Origin of the sequence: Gelidibacter pelagius (assembly GCF_017581925.1) — a bacterium.
Lineage (GTDB): Bacteria > Bacteroidota > Bacteroidia > Flavobacteriales > Flavobacteriaceae > Gelidibacter > Gelidibacter pelagius.
The window spans coordinates 60823-76512 of record NZ_JAGEVG010000011.1 but is presented as its reverse complement, the minus strand read 5'-3'; the positions used below and the strand labels follow the sequence as shown (position 1 = coordinate 76512).

Annotated in this window: 8 protein-coding genes; 7 read left to right on the top strand and 1 reads right to left on the bottom strand. The window is 39.8% G+C overall.

Annotated elements, in window-relative coordinates:
* Positions 1–12: 12 nt before the first annotated feature.
* The 7 genes from J4051_RS10620 to J4051_RS10590 all read left to right on the top strand — a co-directional run bounded on the left by J4051_RS10620 (position 13) and on the right by J4051_RS10590 (position 12679).
* Positions 13–3018 (top strand): SusC/RagA family TonB-linked outer membrane protein, encoded by a 3006-nt coding sequence (locus tag J4051_RS10620; RefSeq protein WP_208233849.1) that lies wholly within the window; start codon positions 13–15, stop codon positions 3016–3018.
* 11 nt (positions 3019–3029) lie between these two features.
* Entirely contained in the window at positions 3030–4727 is a 1698-nt protein-coding gene (locus tag J4051_RS10615) for a RagB/SusD family nutrient uptake outer membrane protein (protein WP_236027358.1), read from the top strand.
* Between the two features lie 162 nt (positions 4728–4889).
* On the top strand, positions 4890–6212 hold the full coding sequence (locus tag J4051_RS10610; RefSeq protein ID WP_208233848.1) for a DUF3472 domain-containing protein: 1323 nt from the start codon (positions 4890–4892) through the stop codon (positions 6210–6212).
* A gap of 566 nt (positions 6213–6778) precedes the next feature.
* Positions 6779–8131 carry a Na+/H+ antiporter NhaA gene (gene nhaA / locus J4051_RS10605; RefSeq protein WP_208233847.1) on the top strand — a complete coding sequence of 451 codons (1353 nt, stop codon included), beginning with the start codon at positions 6779–6781 and terminating at the stop codon, positions 8129–8131.
* A 435-nt stretch (positions 8132–8566) separates the two neighbouring features.
* On the top strand, positions 8567–11347 hold the full coding sequence (acnA, locus tag J4051_RS10600) for an aconitate hydratase (protein ID WP_208233846.1): 2781 nt from the start codon (positions 8567–8569) through the stop codon (positions 11345–11347).
* Between the two features lie 301 nt (positions 11348–11648).
* A complete protein-coding gene (locus J4051_RS10595; RefSeq protein WP_208233845.1) occupies positions 11649–12320 on the top strand; it encodes a ferredoxin reductase domain-containing protein in 672 nt (223 codons plus the stop codon).
* Between the two features lie 5 nt (positions 12321–12325).
* Positions 12326–12679 (top strand): DUF488 domain-containing protein, encoded by a 354-nt coding sequence (locus J4051_RS10590; RefSeq protein WP_208233844.1) that lies wholly within the window; start codon positions 12326–12328, stop codon positions 12677–12679.
* 64 nt (positions 12680–12743) lie between these two features.
* Here the strand turns inward: J4051_RS10590 and J4051_RS10585 are convergent, their stop codons facing one another.
* Positions 12744–15605 carry an alpha-amylase family glycosyl hydrolase gene (locus J4051_RS10585; RefSeq protein ID WP_208233843.1) on the bottom strand — a complete coding sequence of 954 codons (2862 nt, stop codon included), beginning with the start codon at positions 15603–15605 and terminating at the stop codon, positions 12744–12746.
* Between the last annotated feature and the right edge of the window lie 85 nt (positions 15606–15690).

Genomic DNA, 15690 nt, shown 5'->3' with positions numbered 1-15690 from the left:
AAAATAAAACTTATGAAGAAACTATTATCAGTCTTATTCTTATCCTTATTTGTTGGGTCTGTCTATGCACAGCAATCGATCATTGAGGTAAAAGGAACGATAACTGAAGCCAGTACTGGGATATCTGTTCCAGGGGCAACTGTTTTAGAAAAAGGCACTTCCAATGGAACGGCGTCTGATTTTGATGGAAATTTTTCCATAAATGTGAATAGCGATGCGACTCTGGTGGTATCATTTATGGGATTTGTAGGGCAAGAGATTCAGGTTAACGGCCGCACTACAATAAACATTAGTCTACAAGAAGATATCGCCAGTTTAGACGAAGTTGTTGTTGTAGGGTATAGCACGCAAAAAAGAGAGAGTTTAACAGGCGCATTGAATACCGTTAAGGGAGATGACCTTAGAGACGTTACAACGCCTTCTGTAGAAAATATGCTTAATGGAAAAGCACCTGGGGTATATGTTGCTTCTGGTTCAGGGCAACCGGGTTCCAGAGGTGCTGTAGTTATTCGTGGGCAAGCTACTTTAAGTGGAACAACAAGTCCACTTTGGGTTATTGACGGTGTCATCGTAGGATCGAGCGCGGGTGAGTTGAACCCGGACGATATTGAAACGATGACTATTCTTAAAGATGCAGCGTCTACATCCATTTATGGATCTCAAGGAGCTAACGGCGTCATTGTAGTGACAACCAAGAGAGCTAAAATTGGAAAAACTACAGTGAGTCTTTCTACTAAAGTAGGTATTAGCACACTCAATAACGGAAACACAAATATGATGAACGGTGCCGAATTGTATGATTATTACGCTTCGTTTTCCAATGCTGATCAAATATCATTTCCACGTTGGAATGCCGATTTGCGCAATAGCAATTTCGATTGGTGGGATTTGGCCACTAAGACTGGTTTGACACGTACTTACAATGTGTCTATTCAAGGAGGTACTGAGACCTTGCGCTCTTATATGTCTCTTGGATTATACGATGAAGAAGGTGCAGTCAAAGGTTATGACTACAAACGTTATAATTTCCGTTTCAAAACGGAATACAAACCACTGGATTGGTTGACCATAAAACCTGCAATTTCTGGTTCAATGCGAGATGTGGATGACCGTCAGTATTCTACAACGGCCATGTATTCTAACTTGCCATGGGACAGTCCTTACAATGAAGATGGAAGTTTAGTGGGACACCGTTCTAGCAGTTGGGTAAATAGTGCCAGCACTAATTACCTATACGATCTTCAGTGGAATCATGGTGCCAGCAAGAACTATGAGTTTATGGGGAATATGGATTTTGACGTTAGGTTGACCGATTGGTTGACGTTCTCTTCTGTCAACAACATTCGTTACAATACGTATAAATCGAGTGGTTATACAGATCCTCGCTCCAGCGGTGGCGAAAGTGTAGGCGGACGTATTTCGGAATACCGATCAGATTTTACCCGTATGTACACCAGTCAGATTTTAAGATTCAATAAATCTTGGGATAAACATGACGTTAATGGTTTGATAGCTTATGAGTTTAATGATTACCGTGGTGAATCTTTAGATGTGGCTGGTACCGGATTTATTCCAGGTTTTGAAATATTGGACGTTGTTGCCATCCCAGAGCGTACAAAAGGTGGTATCAGCGAATGGGCTGTACAATCCGTTCTTTTTAATGCTAATTATGCCTATGACAATAAATACATGGGTCAGGTGTCTTTCCGTAGAGATGGCGCTTCCAACTTTGGTGACAACGCCAAATATGGTAACTTCTTCTCCGTAAGTGGTGGATGGAACATCCATAACGAAGAATGGTTTAATGCGGACTGGGTGGATGCTTTGAAAATCCGTGCTTCTTACGGTTCCGTAGGAAACCGTCCAAGTGCATTGTACCCACAATATGATTTATATGCCGTATCAGGAGGCGCGAGCTACAATCAGAATCCTGGAGCATTGATCAGTCAAATCGGTAACAAAGATTTAACTTGGGAAAAAACGTATACCAGTGGTTTGGGGATTGACGCAAGTTTTTTAAATAGCCGTGCGAGATTAACAGTTGATTTGTACGAGAAAAACACGGACAATATTCTATACCGAGTTCCAATCAGTGGTCTGACAGGTGTGACGAGCATTTGGCAGAATATTGGCGAAATGGAAAATAAAGGTATTGAGGTTTCCATTGGTGGCGATATCATCCGCAATCAGGACTTAACCTGGAGTTTGGATTTGAACTTAGGCCATAACTCTAATAAGTTAACAAAACTTTACAAAACAAAAGATGCCAGCGGAAACTATGTGGTCAGGCCAATCATCGTTGGTGATGGACTTAATATTGCCGGTTCTGCTCAACGCATGTTAGAGCCAGGGCGTCCTGTAGATACCTATTATCTAAAGGAATGGGCTGGTGTAAATCCAGATAATGGACTACCAATGTGGTATGTAGTAGATAGAGATTCGGACGGCAACGAGTTGTCACGTGAAACAACGTCTAATTATTCACAAGCCACATTTGAAAAAACAGGAAAAGTATCTCCCGATCTGTTTGGAGGTTTTTCTACAGCATTGAATTATAAGAAATTTGATTTTAACGCAGTGTTCGGTTATGCCTTAGGTGGTAAAATTTACAACTACTCAAGACAAGAATACGATTCCGACGGAACTTATACAGACCGTAACCAAATGCGTTTAAGGCCAGAATGGAGCCGTTGGGAAAAACCAGGCGATATTGCAACGCATCCTATAGCGAGATATAATAACCAAGATAAGGGCAATGCCACCTCCACGCGTTATTTGGAAAACAATGATTTTTTAAAGTTACGTTCTTTAACCGTGGGTTATAATATCGACTTAAGCCAGTTTAAAGTCGATAACTTACGCATCTCATTATCTGGAGAGAACTTGTTCACTATCACTAAATATTCAGGGGTAGATCCAGAAATTCCAGCTATTGATGGTGCCGTAATGGGGTCAACAGGACCTGCGGTATACCCGACCACGCGTAAATTTATGCTTGGACTTAACTTACAATTCTAAAAATAAACACCATGAAAAAAATATTTATAGCCATATTGGTCGCGGCAACATTCACAGCGTGTGAGATCGACCGACTGCCTCACGGAAGCATGGATTCACAGACTATTGTCGGTGATCCAGATGCTTCTCTCGAAGCATTGCTCAACGGAATGTATGCCCAGTTAAAAACTTGGTCAGACCCCATGCACCGAATGGGTGAATATGCGGGAGACAACATGATGATCCGTGGATCGTCTACCGATGCCTTTTACGAATTTCTGTCTTATGCACGTACCCCAAACAACTATCGTTTGACCCAAATGTGGGATTCTGGGTATAAAGCTATCGCACAAGCCTCAAATATCATTGATATGATTGATGAAGGACAAAGTGCTGAGATTGATAATAAGATTGGAGAATCCTACTACGTTCGTGGGATGATGTACTTTTATTTGACCCGTGCATTCGGGCGTCCTTATTACCAAAATCCAGAAACAAATTTGGGTGTGCCAATCGTGAATGGAACTCCTGATGATGTTCTCAACATGAATTTTGATGATCGCGCAACAGTAAAAGAAAGCTACGAGCAAGCCATTAACGATTTAAAGAAGGCTGAAGCATTGTTGGCTTTAGATAAAACTTCGATTTACGCCTCAAAAGAAGCAGCTCAGGCCATGTTGTCTCGAATCTATCTTTATATGAGTGGCACTTATACGGCACCAAATACCGAATATGCACAACTTGCTGTTGATTATTCAAATAAAGTGATCAATTCAGGAAAATTCTCATTATTGCCAAGAGCGCAATTTATGAAATACAATACTTTTATTCCTGAGAACAATGCCGAAACAATATTCGCAATCAAACGAGTGGCTTCTGAGTTTTCAGGTTTTGACCATTACTATGGGGTTGGAGGAATGTACGCCAATTTAGGCGGAATGGGCTGGGGAGAAATGTATGCCAGTGCTAAATATATCGATTTATTAAATGAAACCGGTCGCAATGACTGGCGTTCAGACAGCTATAATATGATCGATGCACGAGCGGCTTTTATTGCGCCTACCTATTCAGATGATGGTTCGGAAGTATTCCGCTTTGTCAAGCAGGATGGACCTAATACTTTAAACTATGTACAGGCAAAAATCACGCGCAGTGGTGGAACCATTACCGCTAAGGAAGGTGATGATACTTACACGCTTATGGCTATTGATGCAAATCAGGAAACGTATTCTATTCTTTACAAAGATGGAAAAACCTATTCGGGTGTTATAGATGATTATATCACACTTAACCGTGTCTATCCTCAGTTCTATATTACAAAAGCATCATTGGAAGGTGAGGAGTCTCATTTGCATTCTCCAGTTATCAGCCGTTTGGGTGAGGTTTATTTGAATCGTGCTGAGGCCTATGCGAAATTAGGGAATTATGGCGATGCCTTAATTGATCTAAACACTATCAGAGAACGTTCTATTGTTGACGGAGGTTACACCACTTTGGATGCCGACAACGCAGGAACGAGGATTGATAAAGAACGTCAATTGGAGCTTGCTTATCAAGCAGAGCGCAGTTATGATGTATTCCGAAATGGAAAGGAACTTACACGTCACTATCCTGGACCTCATAACCAATTTGATGATATCTCGGCGACTGATTATCGTGTAGTCTACTATATTCCACAAGATGCCATCAACTCGTATCCAGGAACATTGACTCAGAATCCGACGCAATAATTAGCGTTGGTGTCAACATTTCTGATAAAAAATGAACATATCGGGAGAAGCTTGACTTAAAATCAAGCTTCTTTCATTTTTGATTGTTTTTTAGAACACTCCGTGGATATTAATTACTACTGAATTAAGCAAGTCATTATATGAATTTTAAAAATTAAAAACATGCTCAAGAAAGGATTCTATTCTCTTTTTGTCTTATTAGTTTCTTTTTGTCTGATTGGTTGTAATACCAACAAATCGATGGAAAAAGAAACGGAAAAACTTGATTTATCTATTCAAATCCCTGCTGGAGCTAATAGTTGGGTTGTTAATAATACTTCCGAAAACTCTAATATGATGATTGATTCGGAAATTAAAAATTGGACCGATTTAAAAACTGTTGTACACGCCTATTTTAAGACTGATACTCCAGGAAAACTTCATCTCGGATTGAATTTGAATGTGCCGGAGGGTACTTCAAGAATTAAAGTTACCGTAGCTGATCAAACCAAAACCATAAAAATAAATACTTCTGAAAGGCAAACTGTTGACGTAGGTGTTTTTGATATCCAAGCAAGGTATAATGTTATAGAAATTGTGGGTGTGGAAAAATCAGGCCCTGTCGTTGCTAATATTAATGAAGTGCTAATCGGCGGTCCAGCCACCAAAGGGAATGTCTACTTCATAAAAGACGATTTCTATTTCGGACGTCGTGGGCCATCAGTACACTTAACCTATGACTTGCCTAAAGATAAAGAGGTCGAATGGTTTTATAATGAAATCAATGTCCCCAAAGGTGAAGATGTCATCGGTTCCTATTATATGGCCAACGGGTTTGTGGATGGCTATTTTGGGATTCAGGTCAATTCGGAGACGGAGCGTCGTGTTCTGTTTTCAGTATGGAGTCCATTCGACACACAAGATCCTAATGAGATTCCCGACGATCACAAAATCATCTTGTTGGCTAAAGGTGATGGCGTCACTACAGGAGAATTCGGTAATGAAGGTTCTGGTGGACAAAGTTATAAAGTGTACAATTGGAAAGCGGATACTACCTATAAGTTCTTATTGAAAGGTGTGCCATCCGAAAATAATTCAACGGATTATACGGCCTACTTTTACACACCAAATGATGGTAAATGGAATCTAATTGCCAGCTTTAGAAGGCCACAAGGCAGTCGACATTTAAAACGATTGTATTCGTTTTTAGAAAATTTTGTACCTGCAACTGGCAACATATCGCGTAAAGCAAATTACAATAACCAATGGATCTATACGACCGATAATGAATGGATAGAATTGACCAAGGCTAAGTTTACTGCGGATGCCACCGCTCGAAAGGAATCGCGATTGGATTATGCCGGTGGCGTGAATGACAACCAGTTTTTTATGGAGAATTGTGGCTTTTTTAGCGATACCACCCCAATCGATACTGAGTTTACAAGAACCGCAAATGGTGTGGCGCCAAATATTGATTTTTCTAAATTAGAATTACAGAAAAAATAAAAGTTTTAAGTTGATTTGATTAGTTGGAAGGCCCGAGAAAAATTAATTTCTTGGGTCTTTTTTTTTAGTGAAACCCATGTTCCAAAAGCTAAAGGCGCATTGGAACATGCTGATTCTCCTGATCTATCGGGATAAACCCGCTTTAGGGCGAGATCTGAACCCAAAGATTAAAAGCGAAGCTTATTAAATTTTGCTGGTTGTCGCATATATCAAGATCTCAGGTTTATACCCTGAATCGTGCTTCGAAATGTAACATGTTTTTTCGGTTAGTACTTCGTTAGTTTTTTTTCAAGGATATTTTTCAGTGAAACATTAAAGCTTTCAGGTAAATCCCTGCTGACGCTTCATGATTAGTAGGGTATTAAGTTTGATACCACTTCGGAAATATATCCGTCGCAATAATAATATTAGATAGAGACAAGAAACTAAGCTAAAAACAAACCTACAAGGGTTAAATTTTGAAACATAAACTCAGGTTTTGTGTTTTTTAAAATATAATTCCAATTTTTATTGATAGAGAGAATTTAAAATGCGAAATTGTACAGTGAATTCAATAGTCTTTAAAAATGGGCAAACTAACCGAGAGAATAGATGTCTTTTTAAAACAAGATTCCGCACCAGGAATCCTGTTAATTATTGCCACAGCATCGGCGCTGATCGTGGCAAATACATCCCTGAATAGTTTCTATCATACGGTAATGCAATACAATTTTGGAATGGGCTTTAAGGACGTCTATATTTCTAAATCGTTGCATGATTGGGTGAATGATGGGTTAATGGCGCTTTTCTTTTTGATGGTCGGACTTGAAATTAAGAGCGAACTGAAATTTGGAAGCCTGACCTCTTTTAAATCGGCCATTTTTCCTGTAGCCGCAGCTTTTAGTGGCGCCATGTTTCCGGCTATTATATATATTGCGTTCAATTTTGGAACTGATTATGCAAAAGGTTGGGCCATACCAATGGCTACGGATATTGCCTTTGTTATTGGGGTCATTGCGATGCTCGGCTCCAGGATGCCTTCTTGGGCTAAGGTGTTTATTACCACAATTGCGGTAGTGGATGATCTTATAGCTGTATTGGTCATTGCTTTTTTTTATACGGACGAAATCCATTGGCATGCCTTGGGAATTGCGGCCGGTTGTACTATTATCCTTCTCATTCTTAACCGTAAAGGTGTGAACCGGTTGACGCCTTATCTCCTTATTGGTTTTGTCTTATGGTGGGCCATATTGGCTTCTGGTGTTCACGCCACAATTGCCGGAGTTATTTTGGCATTAACGGTGCCGTTGCGTAGAGAATGGGATCTGGATCAGATAAAAAAGGCTTCTTTAAAAGGATACAGGCTCTTCAAGGAAGCAAAGGATGATACCTATACCATGACAAGTCCACAAGTTCATCATTTTCTTGAAAACCTACATCGAGATATGGAATCGCCATTGAAACGATTGGAACGAAAACTTCATGGTCTCGTTTACTTTTTTATCATGCCGACTTTCGCTTTTGTAAATGCCGGAATTATATTTGATGCCGAAATTTTAAGTGAGGCATTTCATCTCACCATTACTTGGGGAACCATGTTGGGACTGCTTATTGGAAAACCAATTGGAATCATGTTTGCCAGTTATATATTCTTGACCTTCTTCTATAAAAGGTCCAAAAAAACGCCAGAAATTTGGAAACTGCTTTTCGGGATCTCGCTTCTCTGCGGTATCGGTTTCACCATGTCATTATTTATTGTGAATCTTTCCTTTGACGATCTGATTTTACAGGAAGAGGCTAAAATAGGAATTCTTTTTGCCTCTGGATTAAGTGGTTTGTTAGGCTATTTTGTTTTACGCAACGCCACTAAGAAACCTGAAGCAATCACAGAGGACAAGATTAGAATTAATCTATCTGAATTGCCCACATCTGAAAAATGATATCTTATAAAATGGTATCGTAAAAGTAAATATACAATACCATGATTGTTTAGATGTTTCGAATGAAAGATGTTGGATAGTCTAAAGCAGGTTCTGGAACAGGTATGCCTTTGTTATACCTCAATGGAAATAAACTGAAAGACACCAATTTTTCCCTTTTCCCCTACGCTATCTATTGACAGAGCTCTTTTTTATAGGGATATGATGACTTATGTTAGAACAAATCCGTAACTTTAAAGGGCTTAAATAAGACACTGATCATCTAATACGTGGGTGTTTTGGTATGTAGGATGGAAGGAAAATTGATCCTCTTTTGATTTTCGTCCATTTTTGGCTTTCAAGAATGCTACTCCCCAAGCATTCCACAAACAACGTTGTTTTCCAAAACTACTGCTTTAATAAGCATAAATACTAACATTTTAAAACTCTAATATTATGGGCAATGATCTTTTTAAAACTAAAAGGCAAATCACTGTAAATGGTAAAAACTTCACTTATTACAGTCTTGAAGAACTCTCAAATCAAGGTTATGAAATTGATAAACTACCGTTTTCAATTCGTATTCTGTTGGAGAATGCCTTGCGTAATTTTGATGACTTTTCAGTTACCAAAGAAAACATCGAAACACTTCTTAACTGGAAGCCAAAAGCCGTGGATAAGGATATTCCTTTTAAGCCTGCACGTGTTTTAATGCAGGATTTTACAGGTGTTCCTGCTGTTGTAGATATTGCAGCCCTTAGAGCAGAAGTTGCTCGGAAAGGAGGAAATCCGGACAGTATCAATCCCTTGGTACCCGTAGATTTGGTCATCGACCACTCCGTTCAAGTGGATTATTTTGGTACAGATTATTCTTATCAGCGCAATATGGAGGAAGAATATAAACGGAATAAAGAACGCTATCAATTTCTAAAATGGGCACAACAGTCCTTTGATAATTTTAGCGTGGTTCCTCCAGGTATGGGTATTTGTCATCAAATTAACTTAGAATATTTCTCTAAAGGCGTCATCGAACGCAACGGCGAGCTTTTTCCTGATACCGTTGTAGGCACGGATAGTCATACACCAATGGTCAATGGAATAGGAGTCGTGGCATGGGGTGTCGGTGGCATTGAAGCGGAAGCTGCTATTTTGGGGCAACCACTCTATTTTATTATGCCAGAAGTCATTGGATTAAAATTAACGGGTAAACTGCCTTTAGGTTCTACTGCTACAGACTTGGTGTTGACCATTGCAAACATCTTAAGAAAACAAGGTGTAGTGGGCAAATTTGTTGAGGTTTTCGGACCAGGACTTGACCATTTATCAGTTCCTGATAGAGCGACTATTGGTAATATGTCACCAGAGTTTGGATGTACCATTACTTATTTCCCAATTGACGATAAAACATTGACATATATGCGGGAAAGTAATCGGTCAGAAGAACAGATCAATGTGGTTGAAGCCTATTGTAAAGCCAATATGCTATGGCGTGAAAATGAAGACCGGATCACTTACACTGAAATTGTGGAGTTGGATGTTTCTACTATTGAACCCACCGTTGCAGGTCCCAAACGACCACAGGATAAAATACTTTTAAAGGATTTTAAACCCACTTTTATTGATTTGTTAAGTGCTGGATATGAACGTGAATATATTGAGCACGAAGAACGGGAATCGGTGATCCGATGGAAGAACGAAGGAGGCAATCAACCTACTTCTCCGCCTAGAGCGATGTCTGAAGGAACGAGAATTGAAACCAAAGAACAAGATGGACTTAAAACAGTCTGGATTGATAAAGGCGAACAGAAATACTCACTATCCGACGGTTCTGTTGTTATTGCGGCGATAACATCGTGTACTAATACGTCCAATCCCTTTGTGATGATTGGTGCTGGCTTGGTAGCCAAAAAGGCAAGACAGCACGGCATTGACGTCAAGCCTTGGGTAAAAACCTCTCTGGCTCCAGGTTCTAAGGTGGTCACGGATTATCTCAAAAAAGCCGATTTATTAAAAGATTTAGAAGCGCTTCAATTTCATTTGGTGGGTTATGGATGTACTTCTTGTATCGGGAATTCAGGGCCGTTGCCACCTGCCATTGCCAAAGCAGTAGATGATCACGAATTGGTAGTGTGCTCGGTGCTTTCAGGCAATCGGAACTTTGAGGCACGGGTCCATTCGCAGGTCAAAATGAATTATTTGATGTCGCCTATGTTGGTTGTTGCTTTTGCTATTGCGGGTCGTGTGGATATCAATCTGACCGAAGACCCTATCAGCTATGACAAAAACCAATTGCCTGTGTATCTAAAAGATATTTGGCCAACGGATGATGAAATCAATGCGGTACTCAAGGATGTGCTCACGCCGAAAGATTTTCAAAAAAACTATTCCGAAATTTTTGATGGGAATGAGATTTGGAGAAACTTGGAAATTCCGAAAGGCAAGTTGTACGATTGGGATCCAGACTCCACATATATTCAGGAAATTCCATTCTTTAAGGATATTTCAGATAAAGCACCAGCACTTCAAAATATTGAAAACGCGCGAGCACTGTTGGTCTTGGGAGACAGTATTACTACCGATCATATTTCTCCAGCAGGCGCCTTTGACGAGCATTCAGCTGCAGGAAAGTACCTGATTGAAAGAGGTGTAAAGAAAGAAGAATTTAATTCTTACGGAAGCCGAAGAGGAAATGATGAAGTTATGGTGAGAGGAACCTTTGCCAACGTTCGGATCAAGAATGAACTTGCTGAAAAGGAGGGAGGCTATACCACCCATTTACCGTCTGGAAAAGAGATGAGCGTTTATGATGCCGCGGTTAAATATCAGAAGGATCATACGCCTTTAGTAGTGCTTACCGGTAAAGAATACGGAAGTGGTTCGTCAAGAGATTGGGCTGCAAAAGGTACGTTCTTATTGGGCATAAAGGCAGTCATAGCTGAAAGTTATGAACGTATCCATAGAAGTAATTTGGTTGGTCTTGGTGTTTTGCCATTACAATATGAAGATGGTGATACCGCTGAAAAGTTAGGTCTGACGGGAACTGAAACCTTTACTATTTCAGGAATTTCTGAAGGATTGACGCCGCACAAATTGGTGGACGTCGTGGCGGAAAAAGAAAATCGTGAGCTTATTAAATTTAAGGTCGTAGCCCGATTGGATTCGTTGATTGATATTGAATATTACCGCAATGGTGGAATATTGCAATATGTGCTCAGACAGTTTTTGGATGAAAAATAAGGAGTAAGGATTGACGATTGTAGATTAACGATTAACGATTGTTGAAGTGACAGAGGACCGAAGACAAGTGTAAGATGTCTAATAATTAATAAAAATAAGAAATAGACAATCTCATCGGTATTTTTAAACGCAGATTTAAAATGCGACAACCGATGCACAATATGAATGGCAATAGCAATACATAATAAGAAATATCAAATATTTTGTATCCTTTTTGCTTTTTTGAACTCCAACAATATAGAGCCCATACAAACAGTGCATGCCAATAAATAATAATTATAATAATGAATATAGCGAAACAATGGAAAATCAAGAAGTAACCATTAAATCGATTGGCCACGCTACGCATGACGTGTTGCATATTGTGGTCGAAAAACCAGACGGGACGGACTTTGAGCCAGGACAGGCAACGGAAATATTTATTGATGAGTCGGGATGGGAAAATGAAGGAAGACCTTTTACATTTACGTCGCTTCCAGAGGATCAGGATCTCGAATTTATGATCAAAACCTATCCGTCACGCGAAGGAGTCACCAATAAATTGTTGTCTTTAAAAGCAGGTGACCACCTGATTGTCAATGAGGTTTTTGGTGCCATCGCTTATAAGGGCGAAGGCACATTCATTGCAGGTGGTGCAGGTGTAACACCATTTATTTCAATTTTCAGAAACTTGAAGGCACAGAACAAATTGGGAAACAATAAACTCATTTTTGCAAATAAGACCAAAGGGGATATCATTCTCGAAAAGGAATTCCAAGAGATGTTAGGAGATAATTTTATTAATATTCTTTCTAGGGAAACTGTTAAGGGTTTTGAACATGGACAAATTACTGAGAAATTCCTGAATAACTGCGGACTTGCCTATGACAAACATTTTTATCTCTGTGGCCCACCGCCGATGATGGACGCTGTTGAAAAGCAATTGTCCAATTTGAATGTGAAGAAGGAGCAAATTGTCATGGAAGAATTTTAGTCTTTATGAAAACTATCCAAATAAAACGGGTGTATGAGGCTCCTTCAAAAAGTGATGGCTATCGCATTTTAGTGGATAGGATTTGGCCCAGAGGTGTTTCCAAAGAAGAGGCTCAATTGGATGATTGGAATAAAGATTTGGCACCTACTACAAAACTGCGAAAGTGGTTTGATCACGACCCAGATAAGTTTGATGACTTCTCTATTAAATATAAAAAAGAACTGAAAGACAAAACCGACGCCCTAAAAGAGTTATGTCAAAAAGCGAAAGATCAAACAGTGACATTGCTTTATGGCGCAAAGGATATAGAGCATAATCAGGCTGTTGTGCTCAAGGACGTTTTGGAGCATTTTAAGTGATTTTTAAAATAAAAGAGCTTCTCATTTCTGAGAACCTCTTTTTACTTTGCTCATCTTTCTCGAACTACATCTTAATTAGCTTTGAAGTCAGAACTTGTCCATTCTTATTTTCAACCTTAATCAGATAAATGCTTTGGTTCAAATCTGAAACATCAAAACTATCTGTTTGTGTAAAATCTCCCTTAAACGATTTGATACGTTTGCCGGTTAAATCATAGATGTCAAGCATATTGACTTCATTGTTGATTTTAAAAGTGGCATTCACTGGGTTTGGATAAATAGTAAACCCTGAAGTGATCTCGAAGGAGTCGGTACTCAACGTTGATGCCTTATTTCCAAAAATTCTAAACTGCCCTGCATCGATGGTTACAGTAGCACCGTTATAAGTGGTGCTCCCGCTAGCGTCCATCAAATCATACCAAGTCTGTCCCGTCGGGATTGTGGTATTCATCGTTTGTGCTGTCACATCAAAATTCGCCAAAACAATCACCTTGTTAAGAGCACTTGAAGGTAGTGCGTTGTCAAAGATTTCAATGGATGGCGTAAGGTTATTGGAAGTCATCGTATAGTCGCCTTTAAATACGGGTTCAGTGGTCTTTAATTCAATCATTCGAGCCCAATCATTGTAAATTGTGTTTCTGTTGGTGTCCCCAGTCCAGTTTTGTGTCCATTGCGGTTGTGGTTTTGTGTCTAATTTACAATCGCCGTCGTTTCCACTCGGATCGTTAACTGAACCGTCATTACAAGTGAAGATGGAGTTTTCCATGCCCAATTCGCTAAAGTGCCAGATCATTTTCGGGCCTGGGACGGTTAAGGTGACGGCACCCAAAGCAGACATTCTTGATAGTGCAGTGTTTAAATCTTTTACATCATGTGAACTGTTAGTACTGTTGCCGTACATTAAATTCTTGTACATCAAACGTTCTTCGTCATGACTTTCGGCATAGCCTATCACACGTGGACCTTGGAACGTGGGTCTTGATTTATGTCCAATCCCACTGATATCTGCTGTAAAACCCATGGTCAACTCATTATAAGCATGGTTCATATTCCCCCACATCATGACGCCTTTACCTTCATCATACTTGTAATTGGCCCATTCTTTTTCTTCGTTTTCAGAGCCTAAATGCTCAAAAATAACATAATGTGTTGGATCCAAGGACCAGGAATAATCAGCGTATTCTTTTAAAACCGCAACACGATCGGCTTGGTAGGCATTGGTGCAGCCTTCATCATTCTCAGTACAGTTTTGTGTAAATCCTTTGGTCAAATCCCAGCGGAAACCATCAATCTTAAATTCTTCAATCCAATGTTTTACAACGCGCCTAACGTAATCTTTTGTTCGTGGATTGGAATGATCAAAATCAGAACCCACGTTATAAGTATGTCTTGGTGTCGTATTGAAATACGGGTTGGCAGTACTTGGATCTCCCCAACCATCGCCATCAGGATCATCCATCCACATTCGTACCATCGGATTTCTTCCAAAAGCGTGGTTTAATGCTACATCCAGAATAACCGCAATGCCGTTCTGATGACAGACATCAATAAATTCCTTGAGCTTGTTCTCTGTGCCATAAAATTTATCCAAGGCCATGTGGAATGACGTATTATATCCCCAACTTTCATTGCCTTCAAATTCCATTACGGGTAAAAGTTCAATGGCATTGATATTTAGATTTTTAAAATAATCGATGCGATCAATCAAATCCTGGAAATTTCGGTTAGATCCAAAATCCCTGATCAATACTTCATAAACCACTAAATCTTCCTTATCAGGTTTTGTGAAATTGGTCACTTGCCAATTGTAAGGTGTTTGATCTGTTTGCAAGACGGTGACTTCACGCTCTTGCCCAGCAGGATATGCCGGAAGGTTAGGGTAGGTGGACGCCGGAATATAAGGGTCATCAAATGGAGACAATACCAAGGTGGAATAAGGATCGGCTGTTTTTACCATGGTAGGTGAGTTGGCAATCGGGGTTTTATCAACCACCCAATATTGATAGGTTTCTATTTGTCCTGGCGTCAATCCTGTCAATCTGATCCAAAATTTATTATTACGTGTCGGATCTTTCTTCATGGCATAAGAGGCATCTGGCTGCCAGTCATTAAAGCTGCCAGCAACGTATACGAAGTCCTTACCTGTGGCGTAGAGAACCAAAACCGCCTCTGTGGCACTCAGATAGGTGATGCCATCTTGATAAGTGGTTGGCATAATCCCGATGTTTGATCCAGGATCTAACAACACCGAAAACTCTTTAACTATAGTTTTTCCGTCTAAACTAACCTCTAATTCAAAACGAGTGTTTTGTGTAATGTTGGTTTGTGTAAACGAATAATTTGAGATATCCGATTGCGTATTTAGGGGTGACGGATTTCCAGCTTCCTTTAAAACATAAGTGGCGTTTCCGCCGGTATTTTGCGCGGTGATACCGAGACTTTCCCCGGAATTTATGATTGTGGTGGATCCGGCGGTTGGTTGGCTTAACACCACTTGGAAAGTTCCTACATCAACCAAAATATCCTGCGATTTTTTATCGCCAGAACCATCTTTGGCTTTAATTAAAAACCCAATACGTCCTATTCCAGTTCTATTATAAAATGTGGATGGTGTAAAAGTGATGCTGTAGGTGTCATTACCGCTGTCATAGACCAACTTATTAGCCTCATTTGATGCTTCCCAGGCTCCATTTGTCGGACTATTTTGCTCATTGCTAAGGTTGAGGTCATAAGACCATGACCATAGATAAAGGGCATTGTCTGCCACATCCCAAGTCGCTTCGTTGATGCTGTTGCCGTTAAATGTCAGGGTAATATTCTGGTCTTCTTCAAAAGGAGAAGGAAATACAGAATAGGTCACGTTCTGTTGTTGTGCGAACGTAAAGAATGGAATTAAAAAAAGTAATTTTAAGTACAGATTTTTCATATATCTATAAGATTTAATTCTTGTTGTGGAACCGTTTGAAAAAGTTCTGTTTATTGATAAAAGGTTCACTTGAATGGTTTCATTT